15 protein-coding genes and 2 pseudogenes are annotated in these 16,274 nt (G+C 61.0%); 12 read left to right on the forward strand and 5 right to left on the reverse strand.

Translation table 11 applies throughout. The annotated features are described in order from the left end of the window. The 6 genes from G568_RS0116770 to G568_RS19270 form a co-directional block, all read left to right on the forward strand. Positions 1–442: ATP-binding protein (locus tag G568_RS0116770; protein WP_026759077.1), on the forward strand; the 442-nt coding region annotated here is incomplete at its 5' end. 17 nt (positions 443–459) lie between these two features. After that, positions 460–1,236: a type I restriction endonuclease subunit R, EcoR124 family gene (locus G568_RS0116775; RefSeq protein WP_084627450.1), complete on the forward strand. Its 777-nt coding sequence runs from the start codon at positions 460–462 to the stop codon at positions 1,234–1,236. Between the two features lie 122 nt (positions 1,237–1,358). Continuing rightward, positions 1,359–1,574 (forward strand): hypothetical protein, encoded by a 216-nt coding sequence (locus G568_RS20370; RefSeq protein ID WP_157084448.1) that lies wholly within the window; start codon positions 1,359–1,361, stop codon positions 1,572–1,574. 285 nt (positions 1,575–1,859) lie between these two features. Beyond that, positions 1,860–3,101 (forward strand): nucleotidyltransferase domain-containing protein, encoded by a 1,242-nt coding sequence (locus G568_RS0116780; protein WP_026759079.1) that lies wholly within the window; start codon positions 1,860–1,862, stop codon positions 3,099–3,101. Continuing rightward, the gene (locus G568_RS0116785) at positions 3,098–3,598 is read left to right on the forward strand and encodes a type II CBASS E2 protein (RefSeq protein WP_026759080.1); all 501 of its coding nucleotides are present in this window, start codon (positions 3,098–3,100) and stop codon (positions 3,596–3,598) included. Before G568_RS0116780 ends, G568_RS0116785 begins: the two co-directional genes overlap by 4 nt. Positions 3,599–3,701: 103 nt before the next feature. Beyond that, positions 3,702–4,748 (forward strand): SAVED domain-containing protein, encoded by a 1,047-nt coding sequence (locus G568_RS19270; protein WP_245582972.1) that lies wholly within the window; start codon positions 3,702–3,704, stop codon positions 4,746–4,748. 477 nt (positions 4,749–5,225) lie between these two features. Here the strand turns inward: G568_RS19270 and G568_RS0116800 are convergent, their stop codons facing one another. Continuing rightward, the gene (locus tag G568_RS0116800) at positions 5,226–6,245 is read right to left on the reverse strand and encodes a nucleotidyltransferase family protein (RefSeq protein WP_026759081.1); all 1,020 of its coding nucleotides are present in this window, start codon (positions 6,243–6,245) and stop codon (positions 5,226–5,228) included. 401 nt (positions 6,246–6,646) lie between these two features. Here G568_RS0116800 and G568_RS19275 point away from each other — a divergent pair, with 401 nt between their 5' ends. Beyond that, entirely contained in the window at positions 6,647–6,946 is a 300-nt protein-coding gene (locus tag G568_RS19275) for a GNAT family N-acetyltransferase (protein WP_051203135.1), read from the forward strand. A 152-nt stretch (positions 6,947–7,098) separates the two neighbouring features. Here the strand turns inward: G568_RS19275 and G568_RS19280 are convergent, their stop codons facing one another. After that, positions 7,099–8,124, reverse strand: a complete 1,026-nt coding sequence (locus tag G568_RS19280; RefSeq protein ID WP_026759082.1) for an IS1595 family transposase — start codon at positions 8,122–8,124, stop codon at positions 7,099–7,101. A 207-nt stretch (positions 8,125–8,331) separates the two neighbouring features. Here G568_RS19280 and G568_RS19285 point away from each other — a divergent pair, with 207 nt between their 5' ends. Continuing rightward, positions 8,332–9,096, forward strand: coding sequence for a GntR family transcriptional regulator (locus G568_RS19285; protein WP_169576971.1), 765 nt, complete (start codon positions 8,332–8,334; stop codon positions 9,094–9,096). 19 nt (positions 9,097–9,115) lie between these two features. Here G568_RS19285 and G568_RS0116820 read toward each other — a convergent pair whose 3' ends face one another. From G568_RS0116820 to G568_RS0116830, 3 genes are read right to left on the reverse strand one after another with little or no spacing between them, the layout of a single operon-like run. Further along, the gene (locus G568_RS0116820; protein ID WP_051203137.1) at positions 9,116–10,615 is read right to left on the reverse strand and encodes a tripartite tricarboxylate transporter permease; all 1,500 of its coding nucleotides are present in this window, start codon (positions 10,613–10,615) and stop codon (positions 9,116–9,118) included. Positions 10,616–10,627: 12 nt separating this feature from the next. Further along, entirely contained in the window at positions 10,628–11,116 is a 489-nt protein-coding gene (locus G568_RS19290) for a tripartite tricarboxylate transporter TctB family protein (RefSeq protein WP_037374399.1), read from the reverse strand. A 40-nt stretch (positions 11,117–11,156) separates the two neighbouring features. Beyond that, positions 11,157–12,125 carry a tripartite tricarboxylate transporter substrate binding protein gene (locus tag G568_RS0116830; RefSeq protein WP_026759084.1) on the reverse strand — a complete coding sequence of 323 codons (969 nt, stop codon included), beginning with the start codon at positions 12,123–12,125 and terminating at the stop codon, positions 11,157–11,159. A 139-nt stretch (positions 12,126–12,264) separates the two neighbouring features. Between G568_RS0116830 and G568_RS19805 the strand changes: the two genes are divergently transcribed. From G568_RS19805 to G568_RS0116845, 4 genes and pseudogenes are all read left to right on the forward strand, one after another. Next, a complete protein-coding gene (locus tag G568_RS19805; RefSeq protein WP_051203138.1) occupies positions 12,265–14,241 on the forward strand; it encodes a metallophosphoesterase family protein in 1,977 nt (658 codons plus the stop codon). Then, positions 14,228–15,823, forward strand: coding sequence for an acetolactate synthase large subunit (locus tag G568_RS19300; protein ID WP_051203139.1), 1,596 nt, complete (start codon positions 14,228–14,230; stop codon positions 15,821–15,823). The genes G568_RS19805 and G568_RS19300 overlap by 14 nt, the downstream gene beginning before the upstream one ends. Positions 15,824–15,869: 46 nt before the next feature. Beyond that, positions 15,870–16,028 (forward strand): annotated as a pseudogene (locus tag G568_RS20880) (IS3 family transposase); the annotation flags it as partial. A 49-nt stretch (positions 16,029–16,077) separates the two neighbouring features. Further along, positions 16,078–16,274 (forward strand): annotated as a pseudogene (locus G568_RS0116845) (IS256 family transposase); the annotation flags it as partial.

The following is a 16,274-nucleotide window of genomic DNA, read 5'->3' on the forward strand; positions in this document are numbered from 1 at the left end:
TGTCGGAACGGCCCTCGGCATCCAGGCCATCGAGCATCACCGCAAGCGCGTGCGCTTCTTGCCGACGGTCGAATTGGTCAATGCGCTGGAGCAGGAAAAAGCCCAGGGCAAGGCCGGGAAGATCGCCGAGGCGCTGGTCAAAACCGACTTAGTGATCCTGGACGAACTGGGATACCTGCCGTTCAGTGCCTCGGGTGGCGCGTTGCTGTTCCATCTCCTCAGCAAGCTCTACGAGCGAACCAGTGTCATCATCACCACCAATCTGAGCTTCAGCGAATGGGCCACGGTCTTCGGCGATGCCAAGATGACCACCGCCCTGCTCGATCGTCTCACCCATCGCTGCCATATCCTGGAGACAGGCAATGACAGCTATCGGTTCAAAGCCAGCTCTGAGATCGCGAAAAAGAAACGAAAGGAGACAACCGCATTGACGCCATCATGACGCGCAGAACATAATAACTGGGTGGGTCAAATCTCGGTGACAATGCCGGGTCAGGTCTCAGTGACAATCAACAATCGGAAGAGGATATCCTGGCCTTCGTGAGGGCATTCCGGGAACTGATCCGGATCAGGAACATCCTGACCAGCTTCACCGAGTTCACCGATGATGACTTAGCCCTCGATCCTCAGCGCTTCGAGGACTTCAAGAGCAAGTATCTCGACATCCACGACCGCGTGAAATCGAACCAGGACGAGCTTGATCACAAGGCCTCGATCATCGACGAGGTGGACTTCGAGCTGGAACTTATTCGGCGCGACAACATCAATGTCGCCTACATTCTGGCCCTGCTCGCTTCGATTGCAGACGGCGGAGACGACGAAGATGCCCGCCATGAGGCTGAATCCAAGAAGAAGGCCATCCTCGACATGCTGGGCTCCGAAGCCCGGCTTCGCAGCAAGCGTGAGCTAATCGAGGAGTTCGTCGCTTCCTACCTCCCGCATCTCAGCGACGGCGAGGGAACCAAGGAAGCCTTCTGGGAATATTGGAGCAGAAAACGCTCTGAGGCCTTCGACAAGATTTGCGAAGATGAAGATCTGGACTCGGAGCGCTTCGCCGACCTGATTGAAGCCTACCAGTTCTCTGACAAGGAACCGCTGACCGACGAGTTGATGACGGTGGTAAATACCCCTCCGGGCATCCTGGAGCGGAAGAAGGTTGCGAAGCGGATTGTGTTGCGAATGGTCGATTATATCGAGACCTTCGAGGAGAACATGGGGGATCTCGAGGCGGCCTGATACATTGCTGCCGAGCTGGGGGGACGCAGTGAAACGACCCTATGCGGCCTCGCTATGGAGAGAAAACCCCTACATTGGGTTGAAGGCGGAGCCGTGCTACCTTGGTTCGGAGTGAGGTGCCAATGACGACATTCGAAGTGTACCTTTCAATCGGATCGGTGACGGGTGCGATCGCCGTATCGTTCTATGTTCGTCACGTGGTCCGAACCGCCGGCCGAGACCGTCCGCGTAATCCGGAAGCCTTGCGCCGGTTCGTCGAAAAGGCTGAACAGTTCTCTACCGTGCGCGATGCTCTCCGCGACGAAGGCGCAACACGCACAGAGCGTAGCCAAGAATAGAGACGATTTCCTCGCCTCACCAGCTGACCGATTTACACCAAGTTTCACAAGCCACCCGCGCGAACTGGAGCGACGCGTTCTGCGGCGTGACGGACGCAAACCTACGCCGCCAGTCGTCAAGTAACGCGTGAGCTTCATTGTGGACTCGGCGCCTGCGGGACATATCAGGAACAAAAAACACTCTGTAGTGTTGCGACAAAGCAGAAGAGGCCATATATTGTGTGCGATAGCGCGAAAGATTGAAGGGAGACAATCGGACGGGCAACACTGGAGGAGGCTTTTTCGATGCCGCTCGATGATACCGCACCGCAACTCGATGCTCTGCTGCTCGGCACCGTCCTGGAGATGGAACTGAGCGCGCGAGACAATCAGGTTGCATCGAAACGATACAACCTGATCCCAGAACACCTCCAGCGATTGAGCAGTCCAATGCGCCGGTATATGGAAACTGCGCTCGTCTATCCTCAAGGTTCACGCGCCATCGGCGCGACGATCGTTCATGGGGCGGACGACGACAGGTTCGACCTCGACGCGATTCTCGAGTTCCCAACTCCGATCGGGTGGACGCCGCGACAGGTGCTTGACGAACTGCACGCCGCCTTCGAGGGCTTTCCTGATGTGAAGAAGGTCGAACGCTGCACGCGCTGCATCCAGCTGCAGTTCGCCTTCATGCACCTTGATGTCACACCGATGGATCCGGACCGTGATCCTCGGCGCGAACGCGTTGGCGAAATCTATCACAGCCCAGATGAGGGGCATGATGAGCGCTTCCGCGTGAACCCCTATGGCTTTGCCGAAGACTTCAAAGCGCGGATCACGATGCCCAGCCGAAGCTTCCAGGATCATGTCGGCGAAGTTCGGTCGAAACTGCAGATGAAAGATCGACTGGTGCTCGGCACCATCATGGTCGATGCGGACATTGACGAGCTACCCGAGCCGATTGATCCGATCCGGGATGCGCCGCAGGTCATCGCGCTCAAGCTCATGAAGCGATACCTCAACCTGCGCTACGCCAACCGGGACGAGAAGCGTCCGGTGTCCGTCTATCTGTCCAAGGTCGCCGCCGAGGTTCCTCTATCCCCGTTCGGGATTTGCGCGCAGCTCGAGAGCTACGCGGCAGAGCTCGACAAGCGGATGGCGGCCGCCCTGGAAAAGGGTCGCCGCCCCGAGGAGCGCAATCCCGCACTCTGGGAAGAGAACTTCAACGACCGGTGGCCGAAGCACGATCGGGAGATGAAGCTCTTCCGGATGGATCTGCGGCATCTGGGATCGGAACTCGCTCGCGCCCGGACCTCCACCCTGTCGGATACGCGCAAGATCTTCGACAACCTTTTCGGCGAACGGGTCAGCGAGAAAGCGGTTCGGGCCTACATCGACGGTCTTTCCTCGACCGCCGGCGCTGCACATTACGAGCACAACAAAGGCTTTGTGGCCAATCCCGGCCTCATCTCGCCCGCGCCAAAGCGCGCAGCTAAGGTCTCGAAGGCGCCTGCACACCATTTTCATCCGGGATTCCGCAGCAAATGAAGACCAAGGCCCGGAAGCCACGCTCCGCTCAGGTCCAGCTGAACCGCATGCAGCACCGCTGGCCTGACCTCCAGCCGCGAACGCTGGAACAAGGTCGGGTCATCGCATGGATCGGACCTCTCAGGGGCTTCCAGATGAAATACAAGGTCGCTGTCCTCTGGGAATGGCAGAAGCCGAAAGCCGTTCCCTTGGTCCATGTTCTGGATCCACCACTCGCTCCGAGGCCTGGGACAGATTTCATCGATCTTCCACACCTGAACTACGATCACCAGACACCGGAAGACTCGGCGCTCTGCCTGTTCGACCCCGATGCCGGGGAGTGGGACAACACGATGCTCATCGCCGACCGGATCGTCCCGTGGGCGTCCGAGTGGCTTCATTTCTATGAAATCTGGCATCTCGACGGTGTCTGGCGCGGCTCGAACGCGCCAGGCCCGATTTCCGCAGGCGAGATGCTCAGGCAGCGACAGGAGACCTCGGATGGCACGCGGGCGTAGTCCATCTCAAAAGACAAGAATTCTCGTCTGGGGGCGGGCTGCCGGTCGATGCCAGTATCACGGATGTGGCAAGCGCCTTGACGGAGACCTGGTCACTGGAGACTTGAAAAAGAACAACGCCTACTTGGCGCACATCATAGCCTCTGACCCTGGTGGCATGCGTGGTGACCCGATCTTGTCTCCCAAGCTTTCGGACGATCCAGAAAACTTGATGCTGATGTGCGATCCGCACCACCGTGAGATCGACGATCCGGCCAAGATAGACCGCTACACCGTAGACGCCTTGCGAGAGTTGAAGCGTGCCAACGAGGAGCGGATAGAGCGGCTTCTCGCAAACCCCAATGCAACGCCCGCCCATATCCTTCGGATCGCCGCGGCGATCGGCGACAACGAGACAGCCATTCCGCTCCGTGACTGCATCGAGGCCATGAGGCCAGACTTCACTCCTGCAGATCGGCGTCCCATCGACATCAGGATCCGAGACATCGCCCAGAAAGACAGTGATCCGGACTACTACCCCGTCGTCATCGATGCGCTTCGCAAGAAGATCGAGCGGGAGATCGACGGAAGGTTCGCGGACGATGAGCTTGAACATCTCGCCGTGTTCGGTTTCGCACCAATGCCCGTCCTCATGGAGCTTGGTCGACTGCTTCCAGACCTGTCTGCCGTTTCCGTCTACGGCAGACACAGGGAACCGATGCCGGGCTGGGCCTGGCCGAATGATCGTGAGCCTCTGGAGTTCACCTGCGTCCCTGGTGTCCCTGGTGCAAAGAAGGTAGCACTGAAGCTCTCAATAACCGCCGGCATTTCAGATGATCGTGTCATTCAGGCGTTTCCTGACGAACCAATTTCAATCTGGGAGATACGGAGCAGCAGACTTGGTGCGTCTGAGCTTCGCAACAAGGATGACCTCTCCCGCTTTCGGGAGCTCGTCGGCAAGACACTCGACGCCATCAAGGATCAGCATGGGATGGATGCGGATTTGTCTGTCTTTCCCGCCGCTCCAGCGGCCTGCGCGGTAGAGTTTGGACGCACATGGCAGCATAAAGTCCACCCACCATTTCTGATCTACGATCAGGTGCCGGAACAAGGATTTTTGCTTCGCCATGGCATCGGAAGGCCCTTGCGCTCGGTCCAAGCAGCCTCGTAGGGCTTGCCTTTAATGAACCTGCCTTTGCCACCTGAAAGGCGATGTCTCGGGCAACACATTGTTGCGTTGAGGCGCGACGATCTCTATTGCTTCATTAGCGGGCAAGCTTGGGAGATCTCAATCAAATCGAACGTGTCCGCGGTCCGATACTCGGAAATTGAATTCGAAAATCGCCATTTCTCCGAAAATGCTGCATAGAAAAATTGTGCCGCCCACAACTGCTTGTGGCCAGCAGACACGTGTCTTCGAGATGTGGATACTATGTTCTTGTAGCGTCCACTCTCAAGTTAACGGCTGGGTCTTTGGCCGGAGGTGTTTTCTTTTATGAGAACAAATCCTTCGGGTAGACCTTCCCACGCGCCAGTCCGAGCTTCATGGCCGGGGTGCGTTTGGTGTCGCGAGAACCCATCCAATTGTGGGAGAAGCGATAGATCTCCGTGATCTTCACCATGGTCTATCGGGATCGGGGAGAGGATCTCAGCGCAGGGCGTCGAGCCGGGCGCGGGTCTCGGACATCCGCGACAGGCTGGCCTCCAGGCGGGCCCGCCACTGCGGCCCCTTCTCCATGGCGTCCTCGTATGCCTCGGCGAGGTCTTCGGGCCGCTCCTCGCTCAAGACCTCGATCAGGAACTCGGCCTGGGCGCGATCCTTGCGCGCCTTGAGCTGATCGGGATCCGTGCGGCGCCGGTCCGCGATGATCAGCTTGTGGATCGCGAATCGCTCCGGGCGCGGGATCTGCACGAGGGCCCCCGAACGGTAGAGCAAGGCCACCTGGATCGGCTCGACGATCAGGTAGTTCAGATGGTGCAGGCTCTGCGCGCTGACGCCGAGCGCCGGCAGGTCGCGCAGGGGCTCGCCCTCCTCGAAGGATGGCGTCAGGAACTCCACCAGCGTGGATTTGTCGGTCTGCTGCCAGCGCCAGACCCTGTTCTTCTCCATCGACGGCAGGGGTGCGAATTTTAGCGCGGAGAAGACCTCGCCAAGTTCTTCCTCGACCCGGTCTCCCAGCGCCAGCGACAGCCGCTCGAAGCTCGCGATATCGATGTCGTCTGTCATCGCCGACTGGCCGAACCCGATGCGCACGCCGAGGTCGCCCTCGTAGAGGCGGAAGGCCTGGGTGCCGACCAGCGTGCCGCCAAGCCGGAAAACGCCCGCTCGCTCCATGGCCGAGACCACCTGGCCAGTGCCCGCATCGCTCATCAGGTATCCCTCGGCGCGCAGGATCCGCATCAGCCTGGCTCTCTCGCGCTCGGAGGCCTTGCGCTCATCCGCCAGATCGCGTGCGCGCGCCAGACGTTCGCGCAGCTCTTCGCTGTCCTCACCGATGTAGCGGTCGACGACATCCGTGCCGACTCTGTAGTGATCATACCAATAGGATCGGCCGCGCACCTCGCGCATCTTCGGCGTGCCTCTGAGGTCGGAGACCCGGGCGTCCTTGAGCAGTCGGAGCAGGTCCGACCAGGCAGCCATTCCGATGTGGCTATGGTGAGTGATCATGGCGTTACCCCACAAAAAATTTTCTGTGGTGTAACATAGGCCGGAGACTTGCACCACGAAATATTTTTTGTGGTGTATGGCCAGGCCGAGGCGCCGTGGGCAGCAAACTCATCACTGCTGCACGGCATGGAAAGGTCGATGAATTGCGCTCCCTGCCGTTTCGATGCAACCGCATCCGAACCCCAGCCCTTTGCAGTAGATGTTGCACCTTCGGTCTTTGGCCGGAGGTGTTTTCTTTTATGAGAACAAATCCTTCGGGTAGACCTACCCACGCGCCAGTCCGAGCTTCATGGCCGGGGTACGTTTGGTGTCGCGAGAACCCATCCAATTGTGGGAGAAGCGATAGATCTCCGTGATCTTCACCATGGTTCACCTATGAGGACGATCCACGCACGGTCTTCATGATGGCACCCGTAGCCGTTGCAACTGCACATCAGGGCAAGGAAACAGGGCAGCGGCTGATCGCCCACGGCCTTGATACGCTCCGACGGGAGGGCGTGGACATCGCGGTCACCTATGGAGATCCCGCGTTCTACGGCCGCATAGGCTTCAAGCCTGTCTCGGACGCTGACCTTCCCGCGCCGCGGCCGCTGAACCAGCCGCAGGGCTGGATCGCTCAGTCGCTAACTGACGCGCTGTTGGCGTCCCTGCGCGGTCCCGCCCGCTGTGTCACCGCCTTCGGCGACCCAGCACTCTGGTAGGCCGGTGGTCCGCGACTACTCCGCCTTCCTTCTGGGCGCCGCATCCGGGCGCCGCGAGCTCACAGCGCTGGAACGCCTCGGCTGGGGACCGGCCTTCGCGCGGCAGATCGACGCCGATGCGCTGACCGCGACGCGCCCCCGTGCGCGTGGCATCAAGGCCAGCATAGCCCGTATTCCTTCGAGCGTCGGAGTTGCTTCCCGACTGCCCCCTGAAGCAGGACGCGCATCTGGTCCACCACTGGGATCGGTTTCCAGATCGTCGTCGATTTCTCCCGCTCTACACCGGCTTTCGTGGTCCATTGCTTGATGACTTCGCGGACGGGGTCGCGATGGTTCCACCGCCAGACGATCTCGTCGAGATATCGCTGGAGGTGCTGACGCCCAAGGTAATGGTAAACCCCGACCAAAGCGCGCTGCACTTGGGAGATCACCGCTTCGGCCGTGTTTACGTGGGCACCGGTATCCGGGTTGGCATACTCATTCTGGCTATGGATCACATACTGGTGGTCGGCCATGGTTTTCCCCAGGCCACGGTAGCTCTTGCTGCCATCGGTCATCAGGCTCGTCGTCTCGGGGTCGATCCATTCCAGCAGAACCGGCTCGAGCGTCGCCCTCTTGTCATCGGCAACGACCTTGGCACGCGCCTGTCCGTCGCGAGTGGCCACCACAAAGATCATTGGCTTTCCTGTGCCCTTGCCGCGTGGATTATAGGCCCCTGAAAGGGATTTAGGGGCTCCGCCGACATAAGCCTCATCCACCTCGACGATGTCCTCCAACGGCAGCAGTTCGCCGTTCCGGTCGTCCATCATTTCCCTAATGGCGTGCCCCATCTTCCAGGCGGTCTTTTGATTCACCCCGAGGAGCCGTGCCATTACAATCGACGAGATACCCTTGCTTGATGTGAGCACCAGGAACATGGCACAGATCCAAATACGCAGGTCGAGCTTTGTGCCGTGCATCGGGGTGCGCGTGGTGACCGTGAACTGGATGCGACAGTCTCGGCACTGGTAGAGCCCCGGGCGGCAGGTCTGGCCGCGCAGCGCCGAAGAGTCCACTGACCCGCAATGCGGACAGTGCCTGCCAGTCGACCATATGATTCCCTCCAGGAAGCGGCGCGCGTGTATCTCGCTCGGCATCCGCTTCCAGATATCCGGTATCGACTTCAGTTCGGTGATCATCAGGGCTCTCCGCTCGTTCCGCCAACCGAGCAATGTTGGCCCGGCGGATGTTCAGCGAAGAAGAAACCTGAAAAATCGCGCAAAATGCGGCGAGATGGCGAAGAAGCTACGCCAATTCAGCACCTTGCTCCATTAGCCACTTTTTCTCTTGGATAAGCGGGTTCTGATATACTATCAAACCAATAACCATAAGACATGGACTCTCGCGTGACCGATACTCAAGACAGGCAGGGCTCTCCTGGGCAAGACGCGCTTCGTAGCGGTCGTGGAAAACTCTATGAACAGATTGCGACGCTGATTCGGAACGAAATCGTTTCCGGCCGATGGGTGCCGGGGGAACGGCTGCCGTCTCTTGACACGCTTGCAGAGCGCCATGGAGTTGCTCTTGTCACCGTGCGGCAGGCGGTGGCGCTACTGGAGGATGACGGTATCGTCCGACGGCGGCAGGGGAAAGGCACCTTTGTCTCCGACACCCTCCCAGAGCAGAAATGGCTCAAGCTGGAGTCCAATTGGCAGTCCATGCTGAAGATGTGGGGCCGGAGCAAGCCGCGCCTTCTGAAGGTGGCCGACGATGTTGCATCGCCCTTCCTTTCCGAGGAGGACGGCAAACCGGCGCGTTCCTACCGCTACATGCGGCGCGTGCATATGGCCGACGGCGTGCCCTACGCGGTCGTCGATATCTACGTGGATCAAGACCTCTATGCCCGTGCACCAAACAAGTTCGATTCCGAGATGGTCGTCGTCGTCCTCGACCGGTTCGAGGATGTAAGCCTCACGTCGGTGCGCCAGCGCCTGACCATCGGCAGCGCCGACTTGGAAACGGCGGAGCTTCTGAATATTCCGGTGAACGCGCCGGTCGGCAAGATGCGGCGCGTGCTGAAGGATCAGCACGGCACCGTCATCTACGTGGGCGAAGCCATCTATCGCGGCGACCTCGTCAGGTTGGAGCGCGAGATCCAGCGTCCCGACTGAGGTAACCTTGCATCAATCGCTACCCTGACCCGCCAAGGCGGTTTGGCCCAAGGCGCTTGAAAACGGACCACAGCAACAGAGCCACAGCCGCCAGTGCAAAGATGATCGAAATCGGGCTCGACACGAAAACACCCAGTTCACCACCCGAAATCGTCAGGGCCTGACGCATGTTCACCTCTGCCATGGGGGCAAGGATGAAGGCGATCAGCAACGCCGCGGGGCTAAGGCCCCAGATTTTCATGAAATAGCCGACCACACCGAAAATCACCATGATCCGAACATCGAACAGGCTCTGGTGCGTGCTGTAAGCTCCGACCGCACAGAGGATCAGCACGACCGGGAACAACAGCTTCTTTGGCACAGCCACGAGCCACTGCGCCACGAAAAGGAACGGCAGCGGTACGAACAACAGAAAGATGTCGGAGATCAGAAGCAATATGAAAAGCGCGTAAATGAACTGCGGGTTTTCGACCATCAGCATCGGCCCGGGCGCAAGGCCGTGCACCATGAACGCCCCCATGATCACGGCGACCGAGAGCGAACCGGGAATCCCCAGCGTGACCATCGGGATCAAGGCCGCGCCGCACACGGCGTTGTTGGCCGCCTCGGGGGCGGCGACACCGGGAAGATGGCCCTTGCCGAATTTATCGGGCGTCTTGGACGACATGCGCGCGTGATCGTAGCCCATGAAGGCCGCCGTTATGCTACCCACGCCGGGCAGCGCACCGCAGAGCGAGCCGATCATGCTGCTGCGAAAGATGACACCCCAGCAAGAGCGGAATTCCCGCCAACTGAGGGATCGGTCGCTGCCTGCGCTGCCGCGTGCAGGATGGGGTGCGTCCTTTCCACCGTGGCGGATCTGAACAAGAACCTCCGACATGACGAGAAGCCCGATCAGCAAAGCGAGCAAGTCGATCCCGCGATCAAGTTCGTGAATGTCGAAGGTAAAACGGCGCTGCGCCGTCATCGGGTCGAGCCCCACCATCGCCAGCAGGATGCCAAGCGTGGTCGAGAGAAGCCCCTTCACATGCGACCGGCTGCCGGTGCCGGCCACCAGGATCAACGAGAAAACGATGAGCATCGCAAGTTCCGCCGGACCGAATTTCAGGGCCAGCTTCGAAATCGGCGGCGCCGCGCCAAATAGCAGAAGATCGCTCAATATCGCGCCGCAGACAGAGGCAACGAGCGCGATCTTGAGAGCCTTGCCACCCTTGCCCTGACGCGCCATCGGATAACCATCCAGCGCTGTCGCCGCTGCCTCGGGGGTGCCCGGCGTATTGAGCAGGATGCCGGACATGGAGCCGCCATAGACGCTCCCCTTCCAGCACCCCATCAACAGCGCGATGGAAAACAGCGGTGACCAAAGGTAGGTCAGCGGCACAATGAGCGCGATCGCCATCGTCCCGTTCAGGCCGGGAATGGCACCCAGCACCGTGCCGACCGCCAGACCGATCAGGATCGCCAGCATGTTGTCGAAAGTCAGCGCCATCGTGCCGGCGTCGAAAAGAATCTCGAGCATGGACAGCTCCGATTAAAGAATTGCGGAAAACAACCGCCCGTCAGGCAGCGGCGCCTTGAGCAGCACCTCGAATCCGAACTGAAGGCTGCCGAGCACACCCAGCACGATCGCCCCGATCATCAGAGGGCGGCGCTCTCCTGCCAAAAGCATGAGCACGGGCAGCGCCAGCAGCGTCCCCAACAGGAAACCCAGGGGCTCGATCGCGAAGGCATATACCATCATCACCCCCACCATCCCGGCAAGGCGCCCGCCCGCCACCGGGTCCTTGGTCGCAGGGCGATCTTCGGCGCCTTGCTCATGGCCGGCGTTTCCCGGCCGCCGCGCCAGGCCCGTCAGCATCAGAATGACGCCAAGCCCCCCCATGAGCGCGGCCGCCGTGATCGGCAGAATGGTGGCCGCCCCGTCGCCACCCACGAAGACCGGAACGAGGACGAAAATCACGATCACGCTGGCGACGGCGATCCCACCGCCGAGCAGAACGTTGCCACGCTTGTCAGTCATCCCATATCTCCCTTGGCTTCGGACGGGGCGCAGATGGCTCTTACTGCTCCAGCCCTTCGAGTGTCGCCGACCATTCCTGCGTCATCTGCCGGAGCATTTCGGCGTATTCCTCGCCGGGAACGAAGCGAGGATGCAGGTCGAGCTTCCCCATCGCGGACTGGGCCGCGTCGGATTCCGCCGCCGTCTTGAAAGCAGCCTCCAGCTTCTCTTGTGCCTTTTCCGGCATGCCCTTGGGGCCAACGATCGACATGTAGGACACCTGCGAGAAGCCAAAGCCGGCTTCCTTCATTGTCGGCACGTCGGGCACCAGGTCGAAACGTTCCTCGCTGGTCACCAACAGCGCCCGCAGCTCACCGCTCTCCAGCGCCGAAGCGACCGAGGCCATGGTGTTGTTGATCGCATCCACGTGGCCACCCATAAGCGCAGCCGTCGCCTTGACGCCGCCCTGAAATGGCACGTGCTTCCACTCGAGGTCGCGTTCCTCGGCCATGCGCTCCATCGTCAGGTGGTTCGTTGTGCCGGTGCCAACTGATCCGTAAGTGACATCGCCCGGGTTCTCCTTGATATGCGCCTCGAACTCCTCCCAGGTCTGCCAGGGCGCATCGCCGCGCACGAAGATCGCGTACTCGTAGGGCATCACCGCAGCAATGTGCACCAAGTCTCCGAAAGGCTCATACGGGACCTCGCGTAGCTGCGGTATGATCGCCAATGCCGGCATGTTCGCGGTGCCGATCGTGTAGCCGTCGGCATCGCTGCGGGCCACCTCGGCCACCCCGAGAGTACCCCCTGCGCCGGACTTGTTCTTGACCACGAACCCTTGCCCCAGCGTTTCTGTCGCCTCGCTGACCATGAGCCGCGCGGCCGTATCGGTGGACCCCCCGGCAGAAAAGTTGACGACCAGGCTGACCGGCTTCTCGGGATATTCCGCGGCCATGCTTCCCGTCGACGCGAACGCCGAGCCTACGGCGAACGCCGTGCTGGCGATCAGGATGTGCTTCTTTCCAAACATGTCTTCCTCCCTGTTGCTATTCGTCTGGTCATACTGTTATTAGAATGACCGTCAGTCAAGCGCCCAAGCGGGAATTTTCCAAGCTTGCAAAGAGGAGGGACCACATTGATCATTTTTTGCCAACTGAAGGAGCGCGCGCATGACCGCTGAAGAGAAATCCACCCTCTGCGCCGGTCGGCGGCTGTTCCGCTTTGCCGTGCTCGCCGACACCCACATCAACCCCGTAGACGGCGAATCGCCCTCCCCCTGGGAGACAAACCGCTTGGCAAACGCCCGCGCCCGCGGAGCGGTGCGCGCCATCCGCGCCCTTTCACCAGATTTCACAGTGCATATGGGCGACATGGTTCACCCCGTCCCGGCCCAGGACAGCTATGCCCAGGCTGCCGAACGAGCTCGTGCCATTTTCAGTGAGTTGAAAGGGCCGCTGCATTTCGTTCCCGGCAACCACGACATCGGGGACAAGCCGCTCGACTGGATGCCCGCCGAAGTAGTTAACGACGCTTTTATCGAAACGTATTGCAGTCATTTCGGGCCCGATTATTACACCTTCGAGCACCAGAATTGTGTCTTCATCGTGCTGAACGCACAGCTTCTGAATTCCGGCCTCGCCCGCGAGGCCGAGCAGGATCAGTGGCTGGAGCAGACGCTTGACGCGGCCAAGGGACGGCGCATCTTTGTCTTCAGCCACTATCCGATCTTCATCAATCAGCCCGACGAGGCAGAACACTACGATAACATCGGGCCTGCAGGCCGGGCGCGGCTGCTCTCCCTGTTTGAAACCCACGGGGTCGAGGCCTGTTTCGGCGCGCATGTCCATAACTACTTCATCAATCGGCATGACAGAACACTCCTGCACGTGCTGCCCGCCGTATCCGCTGTGCGCCACGACTATTCCGACCTATTCAAGGTGGCCCCCGGAGATCCGGAATTTGGCCGCGACGACAACGCAAAACTCGGGTTCTTCGTCGTTGATATCCATGAACGCGGACACCTGACCCGATGGGTGCGCAGCTACGGGGATCTGGGCGATCAGGAAGACAAGCGGCCACAACCGTCCCCGGTCCACAGCTGGCTTGGGGCGCCGTGCCCCGTCGGCGTGGATTTGCGGCAGCAATGGGCCGAACCGGTCGCCATCACACCTTCGGGCGCGGTTGACGAATTCTACCGCAAGAAGGCCCGCAACGATTACACGCTAGCCAGCCTTTGGGAGACGGGAATTCGTCAGGTTCGCATTCCACTGGACGATCTCCAAAGCGCTACCGCACGGGCGCGCGTGGCATTGCTGGCGGAAGCTGGTCACGAGGTGGTGCTATTCATCTACAATGTGCCCCAGGGTGACACGCTGGCGCTTCTGCATGAGCATCGCGATCTCCTGGCCAAGCTGGAAATAATCGTGCCGAGCCAGCACGAAGAAGACGCGGCGCGCACATGCCGGATGCTTGGCCAGGAGTTGAAACTGCCGGTGTTCCTCTCGCGCCTGCGCAGCTCCACCGAAGCGGCGGCGGAAGGCTCGAAATACACGCATTTCATCACCCACGGCTACAGCATCGAGCAAACCGAGCCGCTTGAGGCGCTGGCGCGGCAGGACCAGTTCGGCGGCGGGCTAGCGGGGCCGGTGTTCCGCATCGGCGCCAACGAAAGCCCGGCGGAAAAGTTGATCAACATCTCGCGGTTTGCCGGGCTTCACGAGCTGCAGGCCCGCGCCCACGTTGCGATGGCACAGGAGAACCCCGCCGCAATGAACCCCGACGACGCGGCCAGCGCGCGGCGCATGGCGGAGGCTCTGTTTGCCGCCTCCGCCCTGCCGCGGCTGGAGGTGTGCTTTGACACGCTATGCGACATCGACCGCGGGTATTTCCCGCGACTTGGACTACTGGACCGGCGTAGCAATCCGCGAATTTCCGCTCTAGTCTTCGCTGAAATGCAGGCGCTCATCGTCGATGCCGGCCCCTTGACGGGATTATCCATACGCCGGAGGGGGGCAAAGCGTGAGCTAACCGCGCAGACGAGCGAGGGAACCCTCATGCTGACGCTTGGCGATGGACTGCCTGAATACCGACTGTTTACAGACAGCGCACAGCCAACTGTTGGGGGGATAAACCATGAGCGAGTCTGAGTTTGCGCCACGATCAAAAGGCGTCTGTGAAACAGGTGCCGAGGCCGTCGTCGAGACGCTTCTCGCGTCCGGGGTGAACTGCTGTTTCGCCAATCCCGGAACATCGGAACTGGGTTTCGTTGCGGCGCTGGATCGCTATCCCGAAATGCGCTCGGTGCTGGTTTTGCAGGAAAATGTCGCCACCGGCGCGGCTGACGGCTACGCCCGGATGACAGGTGGCCCGGCGGCAACGCTCCTGCATCTCGGGCCAGGACTCGCGAACGGGCTCTCCTGCCTGCACAACGCTCGCCGCGCGCGCAGCCCGGTCGTCAACCTGGTGGGTGATCATGCCACCTATCACCTCGAGCATGACGCGCCTTTGACCACTGATCTGGCAGGCGTGGCCGCGCCGTTTTCGGACTGGGTGGGTAAGGCAACCAATGCCACCGTCGCCGGCGCACAAACGTCCGAGGCGGTCGCACAGGCCCGCGCCGGTTGCATCGCCACGCTTCTGCTGCCCGCGGATGCGTGCTGGTCCGGTCCCGCAGTCCCCTCGGCACCGGTCGAGGCTGGCCCGGATTGGTCGCCCGATCCCGATGCCGTTGTTGCGGCCGCAACCGCCCTGCGCCGGGCAAAGCGTCCGATTCTCATGCTCGGCCACGGCGCGTTGCGCCCAGAGGCGCTTGCGACTGCGGCAGCGATCGCCAAGGATTGCGGCGCCGAGATTCTGGCAGGTACGCACAATCCGCGCATCTCGCGTGGGGCCGGTCGTGAAAGCATCGAAAGGCTGCCATATCCAATCGATCAAGCATTGGCGCGGCTTGCAGGATGCGATGCACTGGTGCTGTGCGGTGCGCGCAGACCGGTCGCGTTCTTCGCCTATCCCGGCAAACCATCAGACCTGGCGCCAGCCGATTGCTTTCTTCACGACCTATGTCTGGACGCACCTTTTCCACTGGATGCACCAAATGCAGCGCTTGGCGCACTGGCAAGCGAACTCGGAGTTTCGACGTCGCAAGGCTCTGCTGGTGCTCCGAGGCTGGAAATCGGCTGTCCGACAGGCACTCTCACCCCTGGCACGATTGGCCGGTCCTTGGCACGACACGCCCCCGAGGGCACTGTGGTGGCCGACGATGCGGTCACGTCCGGCCGGTCCATGTTCTCCGATACGATCGGCGCGGCGCCGCACGAATGGTTGCAAACCACCGGCGGCGCGATTGGGCACGGGATGCCCATGGCCACCGGCGCCGCCGTCGCCGCGCCGGACAGGACCGTTATCTGCCTGCAGGCAGACGGGGCGGGCATGTACGCACCTCAAGCCCTCTGGACACAAGCGCGCGAGGGGCTGAAGGTAATCACGATCGTGCTTTCCAACCGGCGCTACGCAATCTTGCGCGGCGAATTCGCCAATCTCGGACTCGGTCAACCGGGGCCCGCCGCGGAACACCTTACGCGCCTCGATCAACCCGAGATCGACTGGACGTCGCTGTCGCGCGGCATGGGTGTCCCTGGCACCGCGGTTGAAGACGCCGAGGCCTTCGATGCGGCCCTGAAAACTGCGTTGGCCTCCGATGGGCCCTATTTGATAGAAGCACGCATTTGATCCGCCGCAAGATGGCACCCATGCCATCAACCGATCCGGTCGAATGCGACGTGTAGTCGGGTGGTCTGCCCTGTCGCGGGTGACGACCGACCTGGTGGGGCAAGCGCTGCTGGCCGCCGTCTGGCGTCGCAAGCCCAAGCACCGGGTCATGATCCATTCGAGCTATGCCGGGAAATGGGTGACGAAGTTTGAGAAGGCGGCGTATCGTGGCGGGTGTCCAAGCCTGCCAGAACTTCCAAAAGGAACGATACGCCATGACCAACGATACAGACATCATCGCCCTGCGTCAGCCGGAATCTGTGGATGACCCGCTGACCGAGATCGCGCGCGACGGGGCGCGACGGATGCTTGCGGCCGCGCTTAGGGCAGAGGCCGACGCCTTCGTAGCACAGCATGCCGAAGAGACCCTGCCGGACGGCCGCCAGCGGGTTGTCCGACACGGTTACGGGCC

Source organism: Sediminimonas qiaohouensis DSM 21189 (assembly GCF_000423645.1).
GTDB lineage: Bacteria > Pseudomonadota > Alphaproteobacteria > Rhodobacterales > Rhodobacteraceae > Sediminimonas > Sediminimonas qiaohouensis.